Raw genomic sequence first — 23,119 nt, 5'->3', positions numbered from 1 at the left:
TTCCCACGACTTGAAGGACGCCTTGATCACGGGAAGGAGGGGGTGGAGTCGTAGTCGCGCAGGATCCGCTCCAGCAGCTCGGCGGTGCGGTCCGGCGGCACTGACTCGACGCACAGCCGCTCCATGGCGGCCGCGTACTCGTCGACGTCGTCCCGCTTGTCGAGGTAGAGCCCGCTGGTGAGCTGCTCCATGTAGACGATGTCGGGCAGCTCCTCGTCGGCGAAGCGCAGGAGCGTGAACGCCCCGCCGGCGGCCGCGTGGCCGCCGGCCTGGAACGGCATGACCTGGATCGTGACGTTGGGCTGCTTGATGGCGTCGAGCAGCGCGGCGACCTGGGCGCGCATCACGGTGACGCCGCCGATCGGCCGGCGCAGGACGGCCTCGTCGACGACCGCCCACACCTGCGGGGCGCCGGGGCGGGTCAGCTGTTGCTGGCGGGCCATGCGCAGCTCGATCCGGCGCTCGATCTCGTCGAGGCCGGCGCCGCCGTGGCCGAGCATGACGACCGCGCGGGCGTAGTCCCGGGTCTGCAACAGGCCGGGGATGAACTGCACCTCGTACGTGCGGATCAGCGCGGCGTTGGACTCCAGCCCGAGGTACGCCTGGAACCAGTTGGGGAGGACGTCGCCGAACCGGTGCCACCAGCCCTGGGTGTTGGCCTGGCGCGCGAGCGCCAGCAACGACTCGCGGTCGGCCTCGTCGGTGACGCCGTAGAGGCTCAGCAGGTCGGCGACGTCCCGCTCCTTGAAGCCGACGCGGCCCAGCTCCATCCGGCTGATTTTCGACTCAGACGCCCGGATCTCCCAGCCGGCGGCCTCGCGGGTGACGCCTCGGGACTCGCGGAGCTTGCGGAGCTGAGACCCGAGCAGGATGCGCAGAACGGTCGGACCGCCGGCCCCGCTCTCCGGCCCCGCCGTCGTCACCTGCTGACCTCCGCCTGCTCAGCCCGAAACCCGGGTAAGCATGCCACGAGACATTGGTGAGGTGGATCCCCGATTCGTTCATATTGGCGCCTGTGCGCCAGCGCGGCGTCTATGCGCCAAGAAGAGGGCCTGAGCCGTGGCTCAGGACACGAGATGGTCGAAGTCGCCGTCCCGCGCGCCCAGTATGAAGGCCGTGATCTCGTCCGGGGTGTAGATCAGCGCCGGGCCCTCCGGGTCCCGGGAGTTGCGTACCGCGATGCCCGCGCCACCGGGAAGTTCGGCCAGCTCAACACAGTTTCCGCTGGGGTTGCTGCGGCGGCTTTTGCGCCACGTGAGCGCCGGTAACTGGCCGGCGGGTGTGCCGTTGGCAATCTGGTTCATCGACATCTTTCTATCAAGCGGCGCCCGTTCGTCGTCATCCTGCGCCCGGGCGGGTGCCCAACCGTGCACCTGCATCAGATCATCTGCACGTGCATCAGCCCTTGCGTCTGCAAGGGCCCAATAGCATGATAACGGTGTGCTACTTGTGCAAGGTTGTTCACGTTTTGTGACGGGAGCGCGGTTCACCGACGATCCGCCGGACGCGTCGCAGCGCCGAAATCACCATCACGAAGCCAAGTCGACCTGCTTGGAGTGGGCATGACCCAGCCAACCATCGATCCTATGCAACGCGACCCCAAGGGAGTTGCACCCACGGACAGTTACCGTCCGGCGGACCGAGTGTGGGTCTACCGCGGCGGTACCTGGCGCGCGGGCGTCGTCGAGGCCGTATCCCCCGGGCGGCCACGGTGACGTACCGGCCCAACAGCGCTCGCGGGACGGGCGTCGACACGCTCACCGCGGTCTACATGCTGCCGCGCGCGGACGTCGACCCCTTGCTCGACCCCGTGCCCCAACGCTGACGGCTAGGAGACGCTCGCGCCGGTCGTGGCCAGCACCAGCCGGCCCACCAGGTCGGCCGGCGCGGGCAGCTCCGCCATCCGGGCCGCCGCGGCCCGTGCGGCCTCCTTCATGGGTACGTCGTGCAGCAGCCCGGTCACCAACGCCGGCTCGACCTCGTCGGGCTCGCGGCACACCCCGATCCCCTGCCGCTGCACAGCGTGGCCGTTGATGAACTGGTCGGCGCCGTGCGGCAGCACCAACTGGGGCACGCCGGCGCCGAGCGCGGCCATCGTCGTACCCGACCCTCCATGGTGGACGACGGCGGCACAGCCGGGAAGCAGATGGTGCAGCGGCACCCAGCCGACCGGGCGCACATTGGCGGGGAGCCGTCCGAACCCGGCCAAGTCAGCGTCCGCGCCCAGCGCCAGCACGAACTCGGCGTCCACCTCGGCCGCGGCGGCCAGCATCCGGCCCAGGCCACCCACCCCGCGAGACGGGGCACCACGGTGCCCAGCGTGACCAGCACGCGGGGCCGGTGGGTGGGGCGCCACAGCCAGTCGGGCAGCTCACCGCCCGCGTTGTACGGCACGTACCGCATCGACCAGCCGGCTCCGGTGCCGACCATCATCTCCGGCGGCGCCACGTGGAGGACCTCGCGCCGGGGCAGCCGCGGCTCCACGCCCACCCGCTCGTACGCCTCGGCCAGGTGCGGCAGGAACCGGCCGGCGAGGTCCTCCTCCCGCTGGAGGTTGAAGCCGTGCTCGACCGCCGGCACGCCCAGCGCGGCGGCCACCGCCAGCCCGGCGCCTTGCAGTCGAGAGTGGACAACCAGGTCGGGGCGCCAGAGCCGAGCCACCCGCGCGGTCTCCCCGCCGTCACCGCGGATATCTGCCCGAACGTCCGCAGCAGCAACTCGTGCACGTCGGCGCCGGCCTCGGCGATCCGCCGGCCGCGCTCGCGCATGCGCCGGGCCCGGTCGCCGGGCGGTCCCGTCGCCACGCCGAAGATGGCCTCGATCGCGGCCGCCGGCGCGGTGTCGACCACCGGGAGGCCGGCCTGGATCGCGGCCGCGACGCTCTCCGCCGCCGTCGCGACGAGCACCTCGTGGCCGGCCGCGCGCAACGCCCAGGCCAGCGGCACGGTCGGAAAGAGATGGCCGACGCCCGGCGAAATCGCGAAGAGCATCCGCACCGCCGTAGGCTAACATTGACCGGTGGCGAAATCTGGTGATGTTCCGTTCACCGTAGACCTGCACATGCGACTGCTGTTGAGCATCGATCGCGGCCACAACGTCCGGCGCGCGGTGAGCGCGGCCATCCGGCCCGGCGCCCGGGTGCTCGACGCGGGCACCGGCAGTGGCTTGCTGTCCTTTGTGGCCCTTGCCGCGGGTGCCGGCGAGGTCGTCGGCATCGACCGCCACCACGTGGACGTGGCCCGCGCGCTGGCCGCACACAACGGCTTCGCCGACCGGATGACGGTGGTCGAGGCCGACCTGGCCGGGCTGGAGCTACCCGGCGTCGACCTGAGCCGCAAGTTCGACGTGCTGCTGGCGTTCATCCACGTCAACAACCCGCTGATCGACGAGGACCGAGCCCGCCTGGTCTACGAGGTGCGGGACCGGTTCGGCACCAGCGACTGCACGGTCCTGCCCAACCGCGTGCGCTACCGCGTCGCGGGGTGCGACCGCCTCGACTGGGACCTGTTCACCGAGCTGTCCGACCTGCAGGAGTCGGCGGGCATCCTGCACAGCGTGTACGGCCTGGACTTCCAGCCCTTGGTCGACGCGGCGAAGCAGACGGTGGCCCGGGCCGGCAGCCGGCCGGCGAGCGCCGTACTGCCCCAGTGGCGGTCGCCCACGACGATGGCGTCACTGCGCTTTCCCCGCGAAGACGTGCGGCTGCTGACCGACAACCACGACTTCGTCACGTTCGACTACGGCGCGCCCGCGTTCACCGGCTTCCCGCCCCAGGTGCGGCTGCGGATAGCCACTCCGGGACGGCTCAGCGGCGTGATCTGGACGCAGGAGCTGATCTGCGACGGCCAGCCGGTGTGGACGACGGAGTCGTTCAGTCCACTTGCGACCGCGCGCACGGTGGCGGCCGGCGACGAGGTGGTCCTGGACGCGGACGACGAGTGGCGGGCGACGAACGTGCTCCGCTCTCACCACCAGCCGATGTAGTCCTCCAGAAACGCGGCGCCGTACGCCTCGGACGCCAGCACCCGCTCCAGCCGCGCCATCTGCACCCGGTGCAGGAACGGCGCGGCCGGCGTGCCCAGGCCCGGCGTGTTGACCAGGTCCATCATCCAGTGCACGAACTCCTGGATCCGCCAGATGCGTTGCAGCCGCGTGTCCGAGTACGCGTCGAGCCGCCGCTCGTCCGCCGCGGTGAACCGCTCGATCAGGCCCAGCGCCAGCTCCTCGGCGTCGGCAAGCGCGACGTTGAAGCCCTTGCCACCCACGGGCGGCACGACGTGCGCGGCGTCGCCGGCCAGGAAGAGCGACCCGTGCCGCATCGGCGCGCAGACCAGGCTGCGCATGCGCACCATGCCGGTGGACAGGATCGGTCCCTCGTGGAGGGTCCACGGCTCGTCCAGTGCCAGCCGCTGCCGCACCTCTTTCCAGATGCGCTCGTCGGGCCAGCTCGCCGTCGTGTCGTCGCGCGGGCACTGCAGGTAGAAGCGGCTGATCTCAGGGGTACGCCGTACGTGCACGCACGAACCGGACTCGTGGATCGAGTTGATGACGCAGTCGCTCGACGGCGGGGCCTGGGCGAGCACGGCCAGCCACGCGTACTCGTACTGATGCTCGTAGCAGTCCAGCGCCGCCGGCGGGATGGTCCGGCGCGCGACGCCGTACTCGCCGTCGGTGCCGACGACCACGTCGCACTCGATGACCTCCGAGCCGCCGGCGGCGCTCTCCACCTCGATCCGCGGGCTGTCGCCGGCGATGCCGGTGACGGCCCGCGCCGGCGTCTCGAAGCGCAGCTCGCCGCCGTCCGCGAGGTACGCCTCGACCAGGTCGCGCACCAGGAACTGCTGCGGATAGATGTAGTGCGTGCGCCCCTGCGCGATCGGGTCGTACCGCAGCGGGTAGCGCCGGCCGGCCATCCGGAACTCGATGCGGTCCTCGACCGCGCCGGTACGCAGCAGCCCGCCCGCGAGGTCGTGCCGGCGCAACAGGTCGACCACCCGGTGCTCCACCGTCCCGCCGCGGGACCGCTGCTCGACGTACTCCCGGTCGCGCTGCTCGACCACGACACAGTCGACGCCGGCGCGCCGCAGCAGCACGGCCACCAGCATCCCCGCCGGCCCCGCACCGACGATGCCGACCTGGGTGTGTGTCATGTGGAGTCACCTCCGCCTTTGCCGAGAGCGAATAGCCGGGATCGCATGAGCTGGCGCAGGGCGGACACGCCGGACTGCGTGGTGCGCCCCCGGGAGGCGGCCGCCATCCGCAGGCTGGGCAACACCTCGCCGCCGAAGCGGGCGCAGATGAACTTGTGCGCCTCGTACGCGGTCACGGTGGCCTCGACGAACTCCTCGAAGGCGTCGCCCGCCGGCCCGGGACCCACCTCGGCCGCGGCCGCCCGCACCCGTCCAAAGAGGCCGACGAGGTGGGCGTGGTCGCGGGTCTGCAGGCCGCTGAAGCCGGCCCGCACGCTCGGCGGCGCCATGGCCGTCCGGATCCGCGCCTCGTAGTCGACCGGGCCGAAGTCCGACGTGAACTTGATCGCCGAGGCGGAACTGCGCATGAACGCGGTCGCGACCCGGATCGCGGCGTCGGCGTCCGGATCCTCACGCCGCTCGAGGTAGCAGTTGATGCCGACGATCACGCCCTGGACGAGCGCGAAGAACAGTTGGTGCCCGATCAGCCAGCGCCGCTCCGGGTCGTACCCGTCGGGGACGTACCGGGGCGCGCGTGTCACCGAGACCGGCGCGCCCTCCTTGAGGCGGTCGCCGGCGGCGTACCGCAGGAGCGCGTCCAGCCCGGCGAACATCTCCCGCCACTCGACCGAGTTGAGCAGCGTGACGCCCATCCGCATGCCGTTTTCGTGCACCGAGGAATGCGACGCGAGAAGCCCTCTCACAAAGGCGTCGACCGTCCGCCCTTGCATCCGGACGACCCGAAAATAACGGTCGTGCTCTGCGTGATCAGGGTCATCCTTAATAGGTGACTCGGCGACGTGACAAACGCTTTGTAATAGGTCCTGGTCAAACAGGGTATCGATGGCGCCAGCGTAAGAGAGATGTCGTGTAACGTCGGCGATCTGGGCCCGGGTAGTCGGTAAAAGCGCAGGGTAAGGCAGGTACAGGGTATCGTCAGGCACGGAGACCCCGCCTTTCTGACAGGGTTTTTTGTGGCCGCAACAATCTGTTTGAAGACCGCCACGCTGCAGCCCATGAAGATTCTGGTTGAGCCGGCTTATATATGTCAATCCCTGATCAAGGATCTTTACATTTTCCCAGGTCGCGCGTTTTTCGTCCCAAATCATTGATCAAATGTCCGGTGATTGAGCGTTGAGTAAGCCGGGTACCCGTACGGCATGACACATCAGGCAGGCCAGCCCCGCGACCGGCGCGGGACGGTCGGTCACGCGTACAGCGCGCTGAACCTCCGCCTGATCATGGCGTCGTTCGGCTTGGTGGCCGGCACCGCGCTCGCGGTGCTGATGACGCGCGCGGACCAGCCGCTGCTCGCGCTCATCGCCGTCGCGGTGGTGGTCGCCTCCGCGGTCGACCTCGTGATCGTGCTCCGGCGCCGGCGCATCCGCCGGCGCCAGGACCCGGGACACCGGTACTCGCTCTTCGAGTAGCGGTCCCTGGCCTATCTTGTGTGCGTGCCGTTGTTGATGCGCGCCTACCGCGACGCCGACCTGGTGCCCCTGCAGGAGACGGTGGCCGGCTGGATCGCCGAGGCCGGACGGTGCGGATACGACCACATCGGCGAGCTGCCGCACCGCATCTACGAGAACCTCCGCGGCGGCGGGTCGGAGTTGGTCTGGCTCTGGGAAGACGGTGTGGACATCGCCGGGCTCGCCATCACGATGCGCTTCGGGTCCGCGTTCGACGTCGTCACCGCCCCGGCGCTGCGCGGCACCCCGGCAGAGCTGTCTATGCTGCGGTTCGCGTACGAGGCGACGGCCCGCCAGACGACCGACGAGTACGTCCTCACCGACGTCTTCGACTGTGACACCACCCGGATCGCCCAGCTCGAACGGCTCGGCTTCGAGCGCTTCCGCACCTGGGACGACGCCAACGAGTGCGTCCTCCCCGACGCCATCGCCCCGCCGTCGGTGCCGGACGGCTTCCTCGTACGCAGCGCGCGGCTGGACGACGCGGACCAGCTCGCGGCGGCACGCAACTCCTCGTTCGACGCCGACTGGACCGGCGAGCAGTACCGCGCGGCCGTCATGACCAAGCCCGGCTACGACCCGGACCGCGAAATCGTCGTCGAGGCGCCAGACGGTCGGATCGCCGCGTTCACCGTGTACTGGGTCGACGCCCGCAACAGGATCGGGCACTTCGAGCCCGTGGGGACCCACGCGGACTTCCGGCGACGCGGGCTGGCGCGGGCCGCGATGCTGCACGCCATGGAGCGGATGCGGGCGGCGGGCATGACCCTCGTGACGGTGAACCACAACACGGACAACATCGGAGCCCGCCGCCTATACGACTCGATCGGCTTCACCAAACGCCACGAGACCCACGGCTACCACCACCCCGCCCTTAGCCCTCTCTCCCTCCCCTCCCTCGCTCCGCCCCTCTTTTGCCGCCCCTCTCTTGCCGCCCCTCTCTTGCGTCGATCAAGGGCATATGGCCGTGGTTTGATCTCTTTTCCACGACCGTTTGCCCTTGATCGACGCAAAAGTCCTTGATCGGAGTGCAGGTCCAGGGGCGTGTGGCAGCGGTGGGCGAGGCGGGCGGGTCTCGCTGGGTGCTACCCGGCGCTGGCACGGCGCTGGCCCCAGTAGGGCGCCCCTGTTGGGTGCTCGCGCGTGAGAAGGGGTCCCTTATGCCGCTCCAGGCACGTACAGGGGCGCCCTCCTCACGCGGCATCGCCCAAGTAGGCCCCCCTTCTCAGGTGCGAGCTGGGCCAACCGCAGGGGCGGAGGGGCGGAGGGGCGGGACATGCTCCAGCCATGGCGCGACCCACGGGACGGCCGGCGCGGGCCGTCGATCAAGGACTTTCCCGTCGATCAAGGGCAAATGGTCGTGGAAAGGAGATCAAACCACGGCCGTATGCCCTTGGTCGACGGGAAAGTCCTTGATCCACGCGGAGAGGGCGGGAGAAGGCGGGAGAGGGCGGGAATGGGCGCGGACACAGGGCGCGGCGAGGGCGGAGAGAGGGGCGGGAAGGGCGGGAGGGGTCAAGGGAGGGTGGATAGGCGGCGGGTTAGGTAGCGGCGTTCGGCGTCGGTGGGGGCCAGGGCGAGGGCTTCGCGGTAGGCGGCGGCCGCGTCCGTTGGACGGTCGAGGCGGCGGAGGAGGTCGGCGCGGGTGGCGGGCAGGAGGTAGTAGTCGGCCAGTGCCCCGGATGCGGCGAGCGTGTCGACCAGTGCCAGCCCTGCCGCTGGGCCGTCGGCCATGGCGACCGCGACCGCGCGGTTCAGCTGCACCACGGCCGACGGCACGATCTTGGCCAGCCGCCCGTACAGGTCGGCGATCTGAGGCCAGTCGGTCGCGTCGGCTTCCGTGGCGGTGGCGTGGCAGGCCGCGATCGCTGCTTGGATCTGGTACGTCCCGGCGCGCCCCCTGCGCAGCGCGGTTTGCAGGAGCGCGACACCCTCGTCGATCTTGGCGCGGTCCCAGCGGGTGCGGTCCTGGTCGGGCAGGGTCACCAGGTCGCCGGCGCTGTCGACTCGGGTGTCGCGGCGCGCGTCGTGGAGGAGCATCAGCGCGAGCAGGCCGACCGCCTCCGGCTCGTCGGGCATGAGGGTGGTCAGCGTACGGGCGAGCCGGATCGCCTCGGCGCACAGTCCCTCGCGCACCAGGTCGGCGCCGGCGGTGGCCGCGTAGCCCTCGTTGAAGAGCAGGTACAGCACGGCCAGCACCGCCGGGGTCCGCTCCGGGAGCAGGTGGTCGGGTGGGACCCGGTAGGGGATGCCGGCGTTGCGGATCTTGTTTTTGGCCCGGACGAGGCGCTTGGCCATGGTCGGCTCGGGCACCAGGAACGCCCGCGCGATCTCGGCGGTGGTCAGGCCGGTGAGCGTACGCAGGGTCAGCGCGACGCGGGCCTCCATCGACAGCGCCGGGTGGCAGCACGTGAAGATGAGACGCAATCGATCATCAGGAATATTGGATCCAGGATCCTCGTACGACAGCACCGCCACCTCCTGGAGCTTGGCCGCCTCGGTGGCCCTGCGGCGCAGCCGGTCCAGGGCCCGGTTGCGTGCCGTGGTCGTGAGCCACGCACCGGGGCGGCGCGGGACGCCGTCGCGCGGCCAGCGCTCCAGCGCCTGCGCGAACGCGTCCTGCGCGCACTCCTCGGCCAGGTCCCAGTCGCCGGTCATCCGGATCAGGGTGGCGACAACCCGCCCCCACTCCTGCTCGAATGCCTTCGCGACGGCGGCCGCTACCCCTCCACAGCGTCCTCATTTCGGTCAGCCTTGCCCTTACGACGAACGGAACCGACCCGGATGGACAGTCTCAGGCGTCCAATCGCGGAAAGAGCGGCCACGGCTCCGGCAACAGCCCCTCCGACGGTGTGCACTGCGCGGCCACCCGCGCCGCCGTCTCCGGCACGAACGGCGCCAACTCCTCGGCCGCCACCCGGCACGCGTCGGCCAGCACGCCCAGGGCGGCATCCAGTCCCGCGCCGTCATCCTCCTTCGCGAGCTGCCACGGCCGCACCCGCTCGACGTACCGGTTGGCCTCCTCGACCACGCGCCACGCGGCCGCCGTCGCGCGGCGAAAATCGAAGGCCGCGAGCGCCGCGGCCACCTCCGCCGGGGCCGCGCGGCACGCGGTCACGAGCGGGTCATTCTCGCTTCGGGGGTACGCGGGGAGCCGGCCACCGCGGTAACGGTGCACCATGCTCACTACCCGGTTGACCAGGTTGCCCAGGTCGTTGGCCAGGTCCCGGTTGGCGCGGGCGACCAGCTTGTCCACTGTGAAGTCCGCGTCACCCACGCGCGGCACCTCGCGCAGCAACCACCAGCGCAGCGCGTCCGTGCCGTACCGCTCCACCAGGGACACCGGATCCACGGCGGTGCCCGAGGACTTGCTGATCTTCTTACCGTCCGCCGTCAGGTAGTCGTGCACCAATACATCGGTGGGCACCGGCTCGCCTGCGGACAGCAGCATCGCCGGCCAATACACCGCATGAAATCGCAGAACCCCCTTTCCGACCAGGTGGACGCGCTCGTCGCCGCGTACCCACCAGCGCGCGTAATCCGGCCCGTCGTGACCGTAGTCCAGCGCGGTGATGTAGTTGCCCAGCGCGTCCCACCACACGTAGATGACCTGGTCCGGGTCGCCGGGGACGGGGATCCCCCAACCGCGGGCACGGGTGTGCGACCGGGAGATGCTGAAGTCGTCCAGCCCGGCGGCGATGAACGCGAGGACCTCGTTGCGGCGTGCGGCCGGCTCGATGCGCAGGCGCCCGCTGCCGATCAGGTCCAGCAGCCGGTCCTGGTAGCGGGAGAGGCGGAAGAACCAGTTCTCCTCGGCGACGTGCTGCGGCTCGGTGCCGTGCTCGGGGCAGCGGCCGTCCACCAGTTCGGCCGGCGTGTAGAAGAGCTCGCAGCCCACGCAGTACAAACCCTCGTAGTGCTTGCGGTAGAGGTCGCCGGAGGCCGCACATGCCTGCCAGAACCGCTCCACGCCGGGCCGGTGCCGGGGATCGCGACTGGTGCGGATGAAGTCGTCGAACGACAGCGCCAGCGGCCCGCGCAGGGCTTCGAAGGCGCCCGCGTTGCGGTCCACCAGTTCCTGAGTGGACAGACCCTCGGCCGCGGCGGCCAGGACGTTCTTGAGCGAGTTGTCGTCGGTGCCGGACAGGAAACGCACGTCGTGCCCGCGCTTTCGGCGGTGCCGGGCGAGCACGTCGGCCTGCACCAGCTCCAGCGCGAAGCCGACGTGCGGGCGCGCGTTGACGTACGCGATGGTGGTGGTCATGTAGAAGGTGGATGCGGAACCGGTCATCGGTGCCTCCCTGGGGAGTGGACCGGGGCCTCGCACACATGACAAAGGCCCCGCGTCCGGGGCCTCGTCGACGTCGTGCGTCCAGCGTGAAGCGCCCCGCTAGCGGGGCACCATCACCTGAGCTGACGTCACAGTCACGCCACTCAGCATAACCTGGCCCCGTGAGCGATGAGTACGCAATACGGCCGGTCGGGTGGGTGGAGTCGTCCCTGACGGACGCGGCCATGGCGCCCAAGCAGGGCGACGAGGGGGCGCCGGACGCGTGGCTGGTCTTCGCGCCGGAGGTGGCGCGGGCGCTGGGTGACCTGGCCGTCGGGACGGACGTGCTGGTGCTGACCTGGCTCGACCGGGCCAGCCGGGACGTGCTGGCCGTCCACCCGCGGGGCGACACCAAGCGGCCGGAGACCGGTGTCTTCAGCACCCGCTCGCCGGCCCGGCCGAACCCGATCGGGCTGCATCGGGTGACCATCGTCGGGATCGACGGACTGCGCGTGCGGGTACGCAACCTGGAGGCCCTCGACGGCACGCCCATTGTGGACGTCAAGCCGGTGCTCGGCGGCGTGGCGGAGCGCTAGGGCAGCGCCGCGTACGCCCGCGGGATGGCCGTGGCGACCGCGTCGGTGAACGACTCGAACGGCGTCGCAGCCACCGTCTGCCGCGCGCCACGGCCGGCGTGCTTCCAGGTGCCGACGACCCGGCCGGCGCTGACGACGGTGGGCTGGAATACGCCGTTGCCGCCGGGCACGATCCGGGCGGCGTACTCGGCGGGCACGACTGCACCCCGGTCGGCGTAGCCGAGGATGAACTCGTCGAACCCGGGCAGCAGGAACACGCCTCGGGCCCGGCGCAGGCAACCGGCGAGCGCCTCGGGTGTCCGCGGGTCCATGAGGTATTCGACGCCGTCCACCGTCACGCTGGCGAGGTCGGGACGGGCGATGGCGAGCCCGGCGCGCACGTCGGCGGCGACCAGATGGGCCCAGCGGGTGAAGTCTTTGCCGGTGGCCGGACCGTGGCTGCGGAAGTAGCGCAGGGCCAGCTCGCCGAGCGCCTCTTCACGGTCCAGGACGCGCGGCTGCGGGATCCACTCCTCCACGAGCACCACCTGCTGGTCGCCGGGGCCCAGGCACAGCACCCCGGTCATGGCCAGATGCCGCAGCAGGCTGTAGCCGCGTTGGCCCACTGTGGACACACCGGCGGCATCCCAGGCGGCGAGGAGCTCGTTACGCGACAGCACGATGCCTCCCCTCAACGCGTCCCGGGCGAGTTGGTCGGCGTACTCGATTGTTTTGGTATCGAGGCCGAGCTCCGCGCGGCGAGCGGTGGTCGTGGCGACGACGCGAGGCGCCGCGAGGTGCACAAGCCACGGGAGGTCCTCGGCCGCGACGAGGTGGAGTGTCCCGCGCATCGGCCAGGACTTGACGATCTCGCCCGCGTCGAGCGCGGCCTGGACCGCCGCGCGGCTGCCGGACGTGGTGCGCAGGGCGACCGACGCGAGGGCGCCGCCGTGATCCTGGGCCTGTGCGGCGGTCAGCCACCGCACGGCGTCGCCAGGACCGGCCATCCCGGGACCGGCGATCCGCTGCGCGGCGAGCCGCAGCATTCCGATGTCGGTCATGCGCCACCCTACCCCGGAGGTGCGACAATGACTTCCGTGGGCGCGCTTATGGCGTATGCCGTGGTGGGGATGGCGCATCTGGTCGCCATCGGCGTCGATGCTGACGCCGTCCAGTGGGTGACCAAGGCGCTGCTGATGCCGCTGCTGGCGCTGTACGCGGCGCTGGCTGCCCGGTCGCGCGGCGAGACACCGAGCCGGCTGCTGCTCTGGGCGCTCGGCTGGGCGTGGCTCGGCGACATCGTGCTGGAGTACGGCGGGACCGCCCCGCTGATCGCCGGCATGGTGTGCTTCTTCATCGGGTACGGCGGCTACGCGGTCGCGTTCGTGCGGGCGGGTGCGCTTTCCCGGCTCCGGCTGACCGTCCTCTGTGGATACGCCGCCTTCGTGATCGCGATGCTGGTCTGGCTCTGGCCCGGGTTGAGCGACCAGGGGCTGGCCATTCCGATGGCGTTTTACGCCGCGATGATGGCTTTCCTGGCGTCGACCGCCGCGACGCTGGGCGCCCGGATCGGCGCCGGCGGCGCGCTGTTGTTGCTTTCCGACGCCCTCATCGGCGTACGGCTGGCCGAGGCGGCGGACATCCCCGGCCAGCCGTATTGGGTGATGCTCACGTACATGCTGGGCCAGGCCCTAGTGGTCACCGGCTGGCCACACGTGCGGCGCGGCATGCGCTGAAACTCATCGGCAACCGTCCGATGACTTTCGGCTACCGGGCCGGTCTACACCAGCGTGAGCGGACCTGTCTTCGTCGTGGGCCCGGGGGTCGGTCGCGCCGACGTACCCGTGCTGTCCGAAAGGCTTGTCGCGCTCTTGCGCGACCGCCCCGCGGACGTGGTGATCTGCGACGTCGCGGCCATCACCGCACCGGACGCGAGCACGCTGGAGGTGCTCGCCCGGCTGCAGCTCATGGCCCGGCGGCACGGCTGCGGCATCCGCCTGTACGGCGCCGGCGGCCGGCTCCGCGCCCTGCTGGCGATCACCGGCCTGAGCGAAGTGCTACCCCTGGCCCTCGACGGTGAGTGGCAGGCCGAAGAGCGGGAAGAGCCGGTCGACGTCGAGGAACGTGTTGACCCCGCGGATCCGGCCGGCTGAGATCTCCAGGACGATGATCGCCCACGGCCCGGTGGTCCGGTACTGGCCGAAGGCCGGCAGGCCGTTGGCCACGGTCGGGACCAGCCGGGAGCCGCGACAACCGCTGCCGGTGCCGAGCATCCACTCGCGGATGTCGTCGTAGCCGCGCAGCCACAGCGACAGCGGCGGCATGGACAGCGTCGCGTCCTCGTGCAGGAGCGAGGCCAGCGCGGCCATGTCGTAGCTCTCGAACGCCTTGACGTAGCGAGTCAGCAGCTCGTCCTGCTCCTCGTCCATCGGCTTGAACGTGTCGGCGGCGACATCCGCGGTGGCCAGCGTCGCGCGGGCCCGCTGCAGCGCGCTGTTGACCGAGGCGACGGTGGTCCCGAGCAGCTCGGCGGTCTCGCTCGCCGACCAGGCCAGCACCTCGCGCAGGATCAGCACCGCCCGCTGCCGCGGCGCGAGGTGCTGCAGCGCGGCGACGAACGCCAGGCGGATCGAGTCGCGCGCGACCACGACCTCGGCGGGGTCGCTGCGCTCGGGCAGGACCCGGCTGTCCGGGATCGGGCCGAGCCAGACCTCCTCGGCCAGCGGCGCGTCGGGCAGCGACCGGGGCGTCGACGCCGGGCCCAGGTCCATCGGGCGGGCCCGCCGCTGCGCGCTGCCGAGCATGTCCATGCAGACGTTGGTCGCGATGCGATACAGCCATGAACGCAGCGCCGACCGACCCTCAAACCGGTCGAAACTACGCCAAGCCCGGACCATCGTCTCCTGTACGGCGTCTTCCGCTTCGAACGCCGAGCCGAGCATCCGGTAGCAGTAGCCGGTCAGCTCGGACCGGTACTCCTCCAACTGCAGCTCCGGCCCGCCAGCCACGCTTGTCGCTCGCTCCCCCATCGCCTCAACCTACCCCAGCCAGGGCGTCCCCTCGACCGCGCGAAGGGACGCCCCGATCGGGGTCTTACCCCCGCTTCTCGATCCAGACGTTCTCGATGGTGTGCGGCGGATACCCGGTCGACGACACGCCACCGACCGGCGCCCACTGGCCCTCGACCGGGATCAACCCGACCTCGGGCAGGAAGTGCCGCAGGGTCATGTGGATCTTGTGCTCGCCCGTACCGCTCGTGCAGTAGCTCTGCACGACCCGCGGCGCGGTGAAGGTGATGGTGCAGTCGGACGGGACCGCCCACGCACCACTCGGCGTGACCGCCACCAGGCCGGCGGTGGTCAGGACGATGGCGGCGAACATCGGGGCCAACTTAGGCATCTTCATAAAGGAAACTTTCCTAATAGTTGGCCGCCGCGTCAATGCGACTGACCTCAATGTCCAAAGAGGTCGGAGTCGGCACCCGCCGCATCACCCCGGTCCAGCGCGGAGATCGCCGCGACATCCTGCGCCGCCAGCGAGAAGTCGAAGATGTCGAGATTCTGCCGGAGCCGCTCCAGGTTGCTCGACTTGGGCACCGTGACCAGGCCCAGCTCCATGTGCCAGCGGAGCACGATCTGCGCCGGCGTACGGCCGTAGCGCTCGGCCAGCTCGACCACCACGCGCTCACGCAGCACATCGGTGCCCTGACCACCGATCGGCGACCAGGACTGCGTCACGATGCCGTGCTCGGCGTGGTACGCGCGGGCCGACTCGCGCGCGACGACCGGGCTGAGCTGGATCTGATTGACGTCCGGCGCCACCCCGGTCGCGGCGATGATCCGTTCCAGATGGGTTGGTTTGAAGTTCGAGGTGCCGATCGCCCGGACCCGGCCGTCCTCCAGCAGCCGGATCAGGCCCTGCCACGCCTCGACGTACCGGTCCTGCCGGGGTTGGGCCAGTGGATGAGCAGCAGGTCGACGTAGTCCACCCCGAGCCGGTCGGCGCTGCGCGCGAACGCCTCGGCGGCCAGTTCGACCCCGTGCCACTCCTTGTTGAACTTCGTCGTGACGAACAGTTCCTCCCGCGGTACGCCCGACGCCTTGAGCCCGCGCCCGACGCCCCGCTCGTTGCGGTAGTTCTCCGCGGTGTCCACCAGCCGGTAGCCGGCCTCGATCGCGCTGGCGATGACGGTCTCGGCCTCCGCGTCGTCCATGGGCCAGGTGCCCAGGCCGAGCCGCGGCAGCTCGGCACCGTGCGTGAGGGTGATGGTCGGAGCAAGAGTCATCGCACGATTCTGGCCTAGGGTGGATGCGTGCGCCCACTCAAGATTCTTTTCATCGGCGGTAGCGGGATCATCAGCTCGGCCGCCTCGCGGCTGGCCGTTGAGCAGGGCATCGACCTGTATGTGTTGAACCGGGGCAGCACCACCCACCGCCCGCTCCCGGAGCAGGCGACCGTGCTGCGGGCCGACGTACGCGACCCGGCCGCGGTCCGGGCCGCCCTCGGCGACCTCGAATTCGACGCGGTCGTCAACTGGGTGGCGTTCACCCCCGACCACGTCCAGGCCGACATCGACGTGTTCCGCGGCCGCACCAGGCAGTACGTGTTCATCAGCTCGGCGTCCGCGTACCAGACGCCGCCGGCCCGGCTGCCGGTCGTCGAGTCGACCCCGCTGCACAACCCGATATGGCAGTACTCCCGCAACAAGATCGCGTGCGAGGACCTGCTGGTCGCCGCGTATCGGGACGGCGGGTTCCCGGCCACGATCATCCGGCCCTCCCACACGTACGACAAGACGCTCATCCCGTTCGACGGCGGCTGGACCGCCGTGGCCCGGATGCGGCAGGGCAAGGAGATCGTCGTACACGGCGACGGCACCTCGCTCTGGACGCTCACCCACCACGCGGACTTCGCCCGCGCGTTCGTGCCGCTGCTCGGCCACCCACGCACCCTCGGCGAGGCCATCCACATCACCTCCGACGACGTGCTGACCTGGGACCAGATCGCGTGGGCGCTCGCGGACGCGGCGGGCGTCGAGCCGCGCATCGTGCACGTGCCCTCGGACGCGGTCGCGGCGGCCGACCCGGAGTGGGGCGCCGGGCTGCTTGGCGACAAGGCGCACTCGCTGGTGTTCGACAACAGCAAGGTGCGCGGCCTGGTGCCGGGCTGGGTCGCGACCATCCCGTTCCACCAGGGCGCCCGCGAGATCGTCGGCTGGTACGACGAGGACCCGTCCCGGCAGGTCGTCGACGCCCGGCTCGACGCGCTGATGGACAAGCTCGTCGAGGCGTACCGGCCGCGGGGCTAGGGCGCCTCGCCGTCGTTTCCTCGCCTGCCTTTCGTAGGCGCCGTTCGACGTGGCACGATCTTCGCCGTGTCTGTGACTCGGCGAAGCGTGTTGGGTGCCGGCCTGGCCGCCGCGGCGGCGGGGCTGACCGGGTGCGGCCCTTCGGCGGACCCAGCCGTATGGGCCGACGGCACCTCGGCCACTCCCGCCGGCACGCCCGCCGCTGGCGCGGGAGCCGGCCCGGCCGGGGTGACCGCGTCCCCATCCCCGACCGCTGGCGGTTCGGTGACCGCCGCCGGGGCAGCACCATACGTCGCGAAGCTCACATCTACCCTCCAGCGCTTCCTCAAGCCGACCACCGAGAACCCCAAGCACCCCACCTATGCGGGCGCGGTCGCCCTGGTCATGGTCGGTGGGAAGGTGACCGCGCAGGTCGCGGTCGGGCACGCGCTGCGGTACGGCGCCGGCCCGGTCGAGCTGCCGGCCGCCAAGCGGGTCGCAATGCGCCCGGACTCGGTCTTCGACCTGGCGTCGCTCACCAAGGTCTACACCGCCATCCTGCTGCTGCAGCAGGTCGACAAGGGCAGGGTCGACCTGTCCGCCCCGGTGGTTTCCTACCTACCCGAGTTCACCGGCACCGGCAAAGACAAGATCACGGTCCGGCAGCTGCTCACCCACACCAGCGGCCTGCCCGTCGGCGCCAAGGTGGCCGGCCTGCCCGACCTGGCCGCCAAGCGCAAGGCCGTCCTGTCCACCCCGCTCATCTCCGGCGCCACCCCCGGCACCGTGTTCCGCTACTCCAGCGTCGGGCTCATGGTCGCCGCCATGCTGGTCGAGAAGATCACCGGCAGCACCCTCGACAAGGCCCTCAAGACCGGCATCGCCGGCCCGCTCGGCCTGCGCGACACCGGCTTCAAGCCGCTCACCTGGATGTCCAAAGCGGACCAGGCCGCCCGCCTCGTCGCCACCGACGCCCGCTCCTCCCGCGGCCTGCTGCGCGGCGTCGTCCACGACGACGTCGCCAACCAGATGGGCGGCGTCGCTGGCAGCGCCGGCATCTTCGGCACCGCGGCCGACGTCGCGGCGATCGGGCAGATGTTGCTGAGCGGCGGCAAGGGCATCCTGTCCGCCAGCCTGGTGAAAACCATGCTCACCAACGCCAACAAGGGCCTGCCCGCCATCGACCCGGAACGCCCCGGCCGCCCCTCCGACCACGGCCTCGGCGTCGTCCTGCGCCAGCCCTGGTTCATGGGCAAGCTCTCCACCGCCGCCACGTACGGGCACACCGGCTTCACGGGCACCTCGCTGCTGGTCGAACCCCGCCGCAAGCTCGTACTCGCCCTGCTGACCAACCGCGCCCACCCCAACTGGAGCTGGGCCAACCCCGACCCCATGCGCGCCGTCATCTCCAACCTCCTAGCCGACGCCCTCCCCTAACCAACGCCCTCCCCGCCCCCTTCTTCCTCGCCGCGCCCTCCCCCGCTCTCCTCGCCGCGCCCGCCCCCGCTCTCCTCGCCGCGCCCGCCCCGCTCTCCTCGTCGCGCCCGCCCCGCTCTCCTCGTCGATCAAGGGCATACGGTCGTGCTTTGATCTCCAATCCGCGACCGTTTGCCCTTGATCGGCGGGCATTCCCTTGATCGGCGAGGTCTGCGGGTACGCGGCAGCCTCGGTAGGGCGTCCCGTTAAGGGCCCACATGAACGTGAAGGATGTGGGTCGTTGGGGCGACTCGGATCCTTCACGCAAATCCCGATCGCTTGCCAGCATTGGAGCCGCCGAATCGATCTAGGAAATATCGTGGGTATAAATCGGACTCGATACCCACGATACTTCCTAGATCGACGCCAACCCTGCCGCGATCCCTGGCGCTGTCAGCGTTTGACGTGGACCGGGTTCCCTTAACAACCCGGCCTTGAAAAGCGCCCCGGTCGGGGCACGGGCGTGAGTAGGGCGCCCCTGCTGGGCCCGCGCGCGTGAGAAGGGTGCCCCTATTGATAGGGCTGCCCTGCTCACGCACGGGCACCCAGTAGGGGCGCCCTACTCAGGGCGGTCGCTCGCGCGCGGGGTATTGGAGCGCGGTACGCCACGCAGCTGGCGCGTATCGGCTGGTATCGCCCTACGACGCCGCTCGCCGCCCGGCCCACCCGCCCTCCCGTACAACCCGCCTGGCCACCGCGTCGATCAAGGAATTCCACGCTGATCAAGGGCAAAGGGTCGTGGTTTAGAGATCGAACCACGGCCGTTTGCCCTTGATCGACGGGGAAGGGGGCGATCGACGGGGAAGGGGGCGATCGACGGGGAAGGGGGTGGGCGGCGGGGAAGGAGGGGCGGGAGGGAAGGGGCGGCGGGTTAGGCGACGGCGATGAGGGCGGCTATGAGGCCGTACTCGATGGCGGTGGCGTTCGTTGTGGCGTCGGCTGACCACCAGCGGATCTCCAGGCGCTCGGTGCCGGCCGGGACGGCGATGAGCACGCCGTCCGGGTCCGCCCGGTAGTTGAGGAAGCCACCGCCGTCGTCGCGGACCACGATCGGGCTGCCGGCGACCGCGTTCGCGATGTCGAGGTCGATGTAGATGGGCCGTCCCTCGAGGGTCGTCACGGGGAGGGTGATACTCGAGCCGCTTTGCGCGACGACGGAGGTGCTGGGCGTACCAGAGCCGTCGACCACGGTGAGGCGGACGGACGTGGCCGCCTCGGCGGCGCTGCCCGCTGCCGGAAGTATGCCTAGGGAGAGCACCCCCGCGAACGCTGCGGCGAGGATGCGAGGCTGCATTGGTCGCATGGCGTGACGGTACGAGCGTCCGGCTGAGCTTGTCTTGAGCATCACCACTGCCCAGAAACCACGATCCAGAACGCTGGCGCCAATAGATTGGATCCATGAGCCAGGATGAGTGGAACGTCGCGGAGGACGACGGGGTCCTCGACACCTCGGACACCCTTGACGACGACCGGGTCGCGGACCCGCTGGACACCGGCATCGCGCCGGCGGACCGTTGGTCGGGGGCGAACCGGTTTGGCACCACGCCGGCGGAGGAGCGGGCTGGCGAGTCGTTGGACCAGTTGCTCGCGCAGGAGGAGCCGGACGTCGACCCGTACGCCGAGCAGGACGACGACGAGGACGAGCTGAACCGGCGGGGCTACGAGCAGGATCCGCGCGCCGGCCGGCTGGTGGCCGACGACCAGGGCTTCGGCGAGGACGAGGAGGCGGACTCCGTTGCCTGGGACGCCGGGATCGACGCGGGTGGAGCCAGCGCGGAGGAGGCGGCGGTGCACGTGGTCGACGACCCAAACGGCCCGGGCGATGGCCCGTTGCGCTGAATGAGCCGGCCGACGACCGCGTCGCTTCCCCCGCGACCGGGCCCGGCGCCGCGGGTCACGATCCCGCTGCCACACGTCTCGCAGCCGCTGCAACGCTTCCTGGCCACCGAGGCCGGGGGCGCGTTGTTGCTGCTGGTGGCGGCGGTGGCGGCGCTGGTGTGGGCGAACGTGCCGGGCGCCGGTTACGAGCCGTTCTGGACGACCGAGGCGTCGATCCGGGTCGGCGACGCCGCGATGACGCTCGACCTGCGGCACTGGGTGAACGACGCGGCGATGGCGCTCTTCTTCCTGGCCGTGGGCCTGGAGGTCAACCGCGAGATCACGGTCGGCGAGCTGCGCAACCCGCGGGCGGTGCTGGTGCCGGTCGTCGCGGCGATCGGGGGCCTGGTCCTGCCCGCGCTGATCTACCTGGCCTTCAACCATGGCGGGCCGGCGGTGCACGGCTGGGGCATCCCGGTGTCGACGGACACCGCGTTCGTGGTGGGCATCCTCGCGCTCTTCGGGCCGCGCTGCCCCGACCAGCTCCGGCTGTTCCTGCTGACGCTCGCGATCGCCGACGACATCGGGGCGATCGCGGTGATGGCCGTGTTCTACACGGATGACGTCTCGATGCCCGCGCTGGCCGCCGCGGCGCTGCTGCTGCTCGTGCTCTTCGGGCTGCGCTGGGCCCGGGTGTGGCAGCTGCGGCTGTACGTCCTGACCGGGCTGGCGCTGTGGGCGGCGGTGTACGCGTCCGGCGTGCACCCGACGCTGGCCGGTGTGCTGGTCGGGCTGCTGGTGCCGGCCACGCCGGTGGAGGCGGGGCAGGCGGAGCGGTTCCGCTTCTACGGCCGCGCGGTGGTCGAGCGGGCGGACGCCGTACGGGCGCGGCTGGCGGTGCTGGCGACGCGGGCCACCGTGCCGGCGAACGACCGGCTGCAGGACGCGCTGCACCCGGTCAGCGCGTTCCTGGTGGTGCCGGTGTTCGGGCTGGCCAACGCGGGTGTGCGGCTGGACGGGGAGACGCTGCGCAACGCGGTCACCTCGCCGCTCACGATCGGCGTCGTGGTGGCGCTGGTGGCCGGCAAGACGGTCGGCATCTCGCTCGGCGCGGCCATCGCCCTGCGTACCCGCCTCGGCGACCTGCCCGGCCGGGTGCGCTACGGGCACCTCATCGGCGGCGCCGTGCTGGCCGGCATCGGCTTCACGATCTCGCTGTTCATCACGGATCTCGCGTTCGACGACGAGCGGCTGCGGGAGGAGGCCAAGATCGGCGTGCTGGCCGGGTCGCTGCTGGCCGCGGTGCTGGGCTCGGTCGCCCTGCGCTACCTGGGCGAACGGCTCCCGATGTGCACCGTGGACGAGGAGGAGATCCCGGCGCTGCCGGACGGGCCGTGGTTGGATCCAACATCCAGGTGGCGATCAGCGCCGCAGTCCTAGGGCGTATCTGATGGATCTTTGTGGGGCTGCGGCGGCCCCAGACGACGACCGGCGGCACCGGTCGAAAGGCCGCATACAACACCGGTATGCGACCTTCCACCCGGCACCACCGGACCACCGCCTGGACCTCGCCTCGCACCCACAAGATCCATCAGATACGCCCTAGCGCGCTGCGCAGGGCGCCGAGCTCGACCCGCCCGCTGTAGAGCCGCCCGTCCACGAAGAGGGTCGGCGTGCCGCGCGCCCCGTCCGCCACGCCCGCGGCGTAGTCGGCCTGCACCGCCGGGCGGAACAGCTGCGCCGCGTCGCCGACCACGCCCCCGGCGCCGACCTTCTTCGCGTACGTCGCCAGGTCGGGGTCGGTGAGCCTGTCCTGGTGCGCGAAGAGCAGGTCGTGCATCGCCCAGAACTTGTCGCCGGACGCCTCCGCGGCCAGCGCCGCCGTCAGCGCGAACGGATGCTTCCGGAAGAGCGGGAAGTGCCGGAACACCAGGCGGACCCGCCCATCGGCGCCGTCGACCAGTTCGCGCAGGACCGGCGCGGCCGCTCCGCAGTACGGGCATTCGAAGTCCCCGTACTCGACCACGGTGATCGGGGCGTCGGCCGCGCCGTACACGTGCCGGTCAAGATCGGTCACGCGCCGACTCTAACTCCATTACGGGAACGCCGACCGATTCGCAGATACAGAACGACGGAAACCCGATTGGGTGCTTGTTGTCCTTATCGCCCGGTCACATGCTCATCAGGGGGGTGGAGTATGCCCGACACGGAGCCGATCCTGGTTTGCCTGTTAGGGACATTCCGCCTCGTCAAGCACGGCGAGGCGATGTCACTGCGGCATGGCGGAAAGATGGAGAGTCTGCTTTGCGCGCTCGCCCTGGGGCGGCGGCAGAGCGCGTCCCGGGACACCCTGCTGGACGCCGTCTGGCCGGAGGGTGAGCCCGGGCGCCGGACCAACCAATCGCTCAACACGCTGGTCCACGACCTGCGCCGGATCTTGGCCGACGCGCTGTCCGGCCGGTCGCCGGTGCTGCGCACGGACGACGGATATCGACTCAACCTGGCTGCCGGGATCGCGGTGGACACCGTGCGCTTCGACCATCACATCGCCGCGGCGGCGGACCGGCTCGCGGCCGGCGACGAGGTGGCCGCGCTCGCCCATTACGAGCAGGCCGTCATGCTCTACCGCGGCGACCTGTGCTCCGGCGGCGACCTGCGGCTGCTGATCGAGCGGGAACGGCTGCGCGCGCAGTACCTCAACACGCTCGCCCACCTCGCCGACCACGCGTTCGCCACCCGCCGGTACGACACCGCGCTGCGGCACGCCCAGCAGCTGCTGACGTACGACCCGTGCCGGGAGGACGCGCACCGGGTGGTGATGCGCTGCTTCGCCCGGCTCGGCCAGCGGTCCGCGGGCATGCAGCAGTACCGGCTGTGCCGCAGCGTGCTGCGCGAGGCGTTCCAGGCGGTGCCCGAACGGGCGACCGACGAGCTCTTCGACCGGCTGCGTCTGGAACCCGACAGGGTCTGAGCCAAACCTCAGCCAAACCTCATCGCGAACTGACCGACGGCTCACCGACCCGGGATAGACAGAA

General features: G+C 70.8%; 24 protein-coding genes and 3 pseudogenes. 11 read left to right on the top strand and 16 right to left on the bottom strand.

The features are described from left to right. Positions 1–26: 26 nt before the first annotated feature. The 5 genes and pseudogenes from Prum_RS29965 to Prum_RS55230 form a co-directional block, all read right to left on the bottom strand. Positions 27–923, bottom strand: coding sequence for a Sco1979 family transcriptional regulator (locus Prum_RS29965; protein ID WP_246278179.1), 897 nt, complete (start codon positions 921–923; stop codon positions 27–29). 141 nt (positions 924–1,064) lie between these two features. After that, positions 1,065–1,304 carry a DUF397 domain-containing protein gene (locus Prum_RS29960; protein ID WP_173084301.1) on the bottom strand — a complete coding sequence of 80 codons (240 nt, stop codon included), beginning with the start codon at positions 1,302–1,304 and terminating at the stop codon, positions 1,065–1,067. A 524-nt stretch (positions 1,305–1,828) separates the two neighbouring features. Next, positions 1,829–2,290 carry a glycosyltransferase gene (locus tag Prum_RS49775; RefSeq protein ID WP_246278178.1) on the bottom strand — a complete coding sequence of 154 codons (462 nt, stop codon included), beginning with the start codon at positions 2,288–2,290 and terminating at the stop codon, positions 1,829–1,831. A gap of 83 nt (positions 2,291–2,373) precedes the next feature. Continuing rightward, positions 2,374–2,661, bottom strand: a pseudogene (locus Prum_RS55235) (hypothetical protein); the annotation flags it as partial. A gap of 80 nt (positions 2,662–2,741) precedes the next feature. Further along, positions 2,742–2,990, bottom strand: a pseudogene (locus Prum_RS55230) (hypothetical protein); the annotation flags it as partial. A gap of 70 nt (positions 2,991–3,060) precedes the next feature. On the opposite strand from Prum_RS55230, the gene Prum_RS29945 reads away from it, so the two are divergent. Then, entirely contained in the window at positions 3,061–3,984 is a 924-nt protein-coding gene (locus Prum_RS29945) for a 50S ribosomal protein L11 methyltransferase (protein ID WP_173079522.1), read from the top strand. Here the strand turns inward: Prum_RS29945 and Prum_RS29940 are convergent. Further along, positions 3,966–5,150, bottom strand: a complete 1,185-nt coding sequence (locus tag Prum_RS29940) for a 4-hydroxybenzoate 3-monooxygenase (protein WP_173079521.1) — start codon at positions 5,148–5,150, stop codon at positions 3,966–3,968. The two genes, Prum_RS29945 and Prum_RS29940, sit on opposite strands and share 19 nt — an antisense overlap. Then, positions 5,147–6,298 (bottom strand): 3-methyl-L-tyrosine peroxygenase-related protein, encoded by a 1,152-nt coding sequence (locus tag Prum_RS55910; RefSeq protein WP_503826929.1) that lies wholly within the window; start codon positions 6,296–6,298, stop codon positions 5,147–5,149. Before Prum_RS55910 ends, Prum_RS29940 begins: the two co-directional genes overlap by 4 nt. A 51-nt stretch (positions 6,299–6,349) precedes the next feature. Here Prum_RS55910 and Prum_RS29930 point away from each other — a divergent pair, with 51 nt between their 5' ends. Continuing rightward, positions 6,350–6,619, top strand: coding sequence for a DUF6343 family protein (locus Prum_RS29930; protein ID WP_173079519.1), 270 nt, complete (start codon positions 6,350–6,352; stop codon positions 6,617–6,619). Between the two features lie 24 nt (positions 6,620–6,643). Beyond that, positions 6,644–7,681, top strand: a complete 1,038-nt coding sequence (locus tag Prum_RS29925; protein WP_173079518.1) for a GNAT family N-acetyltransferase — start codon at positions 6,644–6,646, stop codon at positions 7,679–7,681. 492 nt (positions 7,682–8,173) lie between these two features. Here Prum_RS29925 and Prum_RS29920 read toward each other — a convergent pair. Together Prum_RS29920 and metG are read right to left on the bottom strand one after the other, a co-directional pair. Further along, positions 8,174–9,388 (bottom strand): annotated as a pseudogene (locus tag Prum_RS29920) (RNA polymerase sigma factor); the annotation flags it as partial. Positions 9,389–9,452: 64 nt separating this feature from the next. After that, positions 9,453–10,949: a methionine--tRNA ligase gene (metG, locus tag Prum_RS29915; RefSeq protein ID WP_173079517.1), complete on the bottom strand. Its 1,497-nt coding sequence runs from the start codon at positions 10,947–10,949 to the stop codon at positions 9,453–9,455. Between the two features lie 161 nt (positions 10,950–11,110). Between metG and tsaA the strand changes: the two genes are divergently transcribed. Continuing rightward, positions 11,111–11,524 carry a tRNA (N6-threonylcarbamoyladenosine(37)-N6)-methyltransferase TrmO gene (gene tsaA, locus Prum_RS29910; protein WP_173079516.1) on the top strand — a complete coding sequence of 138 codons (414 nt, stop codon included), beginning with the start codon at positions 11,111–11,113 and terminating at the stop codon, positions 11,522–11,524. Here tsaA and Prum_RS29905 read toward each other — a convergent pair. Continuing rightward, on the bottom strand, positions 11,521–12,564 hold the full coding sequence (locus Prum_RS29905) for a winged helix DNA-binding domain-containing protein (protein WP_173079515.1): 1,044 nt from the start codon (positions 12,562–12,564) through the stop codon (positions 11,521–11,523). The genes tsaA and Prum_RS29905 overlap by 4 nt on opposite strands. A gap of 27 nt (positions 12,565–12,591) precedes the next feature. Here Prum_RS29905 and Prum_RS29900 point away from each other — a divergent pair, with 27 nt between their 5' ends. Both Prum_RS29900 and Prum_RS29895 read left to right on the top strand, forming a co-directional pair. Next, the gene (locus tag Prum_RS29900; RefSeq protein ID WP_173079514.1) at positions 12,592–13,239 is read left to right on the top strand and encodes a lysoplasmalogenase family protein; all 648 of its coding nucleotides are present in this window, start codon (positions 12,592–12,594) and stop codon (positions 13,237–13,239) included. Positions 13,240–13,293: 54 nt separating this feature from the next. Continuing rightward, on the top strand, positions 13,294–13,656 hold the full coding sequence (locus Prum_RS29895) for an STAS domain-containing protein (protein WP_173079513.1): 363 nt from the start codon (positions 13,294–13,296) through the stop codon (positions 13,654–13,656). Here the strand turns inward: Prum_RS29895 and Prum_RS29890 are convergent. The 4 genes from Prum_RS29890 to Prum_RS53935 form a co-directional block, all read right to left on the bottom strand. After that, positions 13,561–14,532, bottom strand: coding sequence for a sigma-70 family RNA polymerase sigma factor (locus Prum_RS29890; RefSeq protein ID WP_173079512.1), 972 nt, complete (start codon positions 14,530–14,532; stop codon positions 13,561–13,563). The genes Prum_RS29895 and Prum_RS29890 overlap by 96 nt on opposite strands. Before the next feature lie 64 nt (positions 14,533–14,596). Further along, a complete protein-coding gene (locus Prum_RS29885) occupies positions 14,597–14,902 on the bottom strand; it encodes a hypothetical protein (RefSeq protein WP_173079511.1) in 306 nt (101 codons plus the stop codon). A gap of 53 nt (positions 14,903–14,955) precedes the next feature. Further along, positions 14,956–15,381 (bottom strand): aldo/keto reductase, encoded by a 426-nt coding sequence (locus Prum_RS53940; RefSeq protein WP_281369132.1) that lies wholly within the window; start codon positions 15,379–15,381, stop codon positions 14,956–14,958. A gap of 32 nt (positions 15,382–15,413) precedes the next feature. After that, on the bottom strand, positions 15,414–15,788 hold the full coding sequence (locus tag Prum_RS53935) for an aldo/keto reductase (RefSeq protein ID WP_281369013.1): 375 nt from the start codon (positions 15,786–15,788) through the stop codon (positions 15,414–15,416). A gap of 27 nt (positions 15,789–15,815) precedes the next feature. On the opposite strand from Prum_RS53935, the gene Prum_RS29875 reads away from it, so the two are divergent. Next, positions 15,816–16,811 carry an NAD-dependent epimerase/dehydratase family protein gene (locus Prum_RS29875; protein WP_173079510.1) on the top strand — a complete coding sequence of 332 codons (996 nt, stop codon included), beginning with the start codon at positions 15,816–15,818 and terminating at the stop codon, positions 16,809–16,811. 66 nt (positions 16,812–16,877) lie between these two features. Further along, complete coding sequence (locus Prum_RS29870) at positions 16,878–18,227, top strand: serine hydrolase domain-containing protein (protein ID WP_173079509.1); 1,350 nt, start codon at positions 16,878–16,880, stop codon at positions 18,225–18,227. Positions 18,228–19,137: 910 nt separating this feature from the next. Here Prum_RS29870 and Prum_RS29865 read toward each other — a convergent pair. Beyond that, the gene (locus tag Prum_RS29865; protein WP_173079508.1) at positions 19,138–19,569 is read right to left on the bottom strand and encodes a Flp family type IVb pilin; all 432 of its coding nucleotides are present in this window, start codon (positions 19,567–19,569) and stop codon (positions 19,138–19,140) included. Positions 19,570–19,664: 95 nt separating this feature from the next. On the opposite strand from Prum_RS29865, the gene Prum_RS29860 reads away from it, so the two are divergent. Together Prum_RS29860 and nhaA are read left to right on the top strand one after the other, a co-directional pair. Further along, positions 19,665–20,105 (top strand): DUF5709 domain-containing protein, encoded by a 441-nt coding sequence (locus Prum_RS29860; protein WP_173079507.1) that lies wholly within the window; start codon positions 19,665–19,667, stop codon positions 20,103–20,105. After that, positions 20,106–21,524 (top strand): Na+/H+ antiporter NhaA, encoded by a 1,419-nt coding sequence (gene nhaA, locus Prum_RS29855; RefSeq protein ID WP_173079506.1) that lies wholly within the window; start codon positions 20,106–20,108, stop codon positions 21,522–21,524. It begins immediately after the preceding gene. 151 nt (positions 21,525–21,675) lie between these two features. Here nhaA and Prum_RS29850 read toward each other — a convergent pair whose 3' ends face one another. Beyond that, complete coding sequence (locus Prum_RS29850) at positions 21,676–22,161, bottom strand: DsbA family protein (protein WP_173079505.1); 486 nt, start codon at positions 22,159–22,161, stop codon at positions 21,676–21,678. Positions 22,162–22,374: 213 nt separating this feature from the next. Between Prum_RS29850 and Prum_RS29845 the strand changes: the two genes are divergently transcribed. Continuing rightward, positions 22,375–23,055: an AfsR/SARP family transcriptional regulator gene (locus Prum_RS29845; RefSeq protein WP_173079504.1), complete on the top strand. Its 681-nt coding sequence runs from the start codon at positions 22,375–22,377 to the stop codon at positions 23,053–23,055. Positions 23,056–23,119: the final 64 nt, after the last annotated feature.

The organism is Phytohabitans rumicis, assembly GCF_011764445.1.
GTDB classification, from domain to species: Bacteria; Actinomycetota; Actinomycetes; order Mycobacteriales; family Micromonosporaceae; genus Phytohabitans; species Phytohabitans rumicis.
This window is presented reverse-complemented; position numbering and strand designations above follow the sequence as displayed.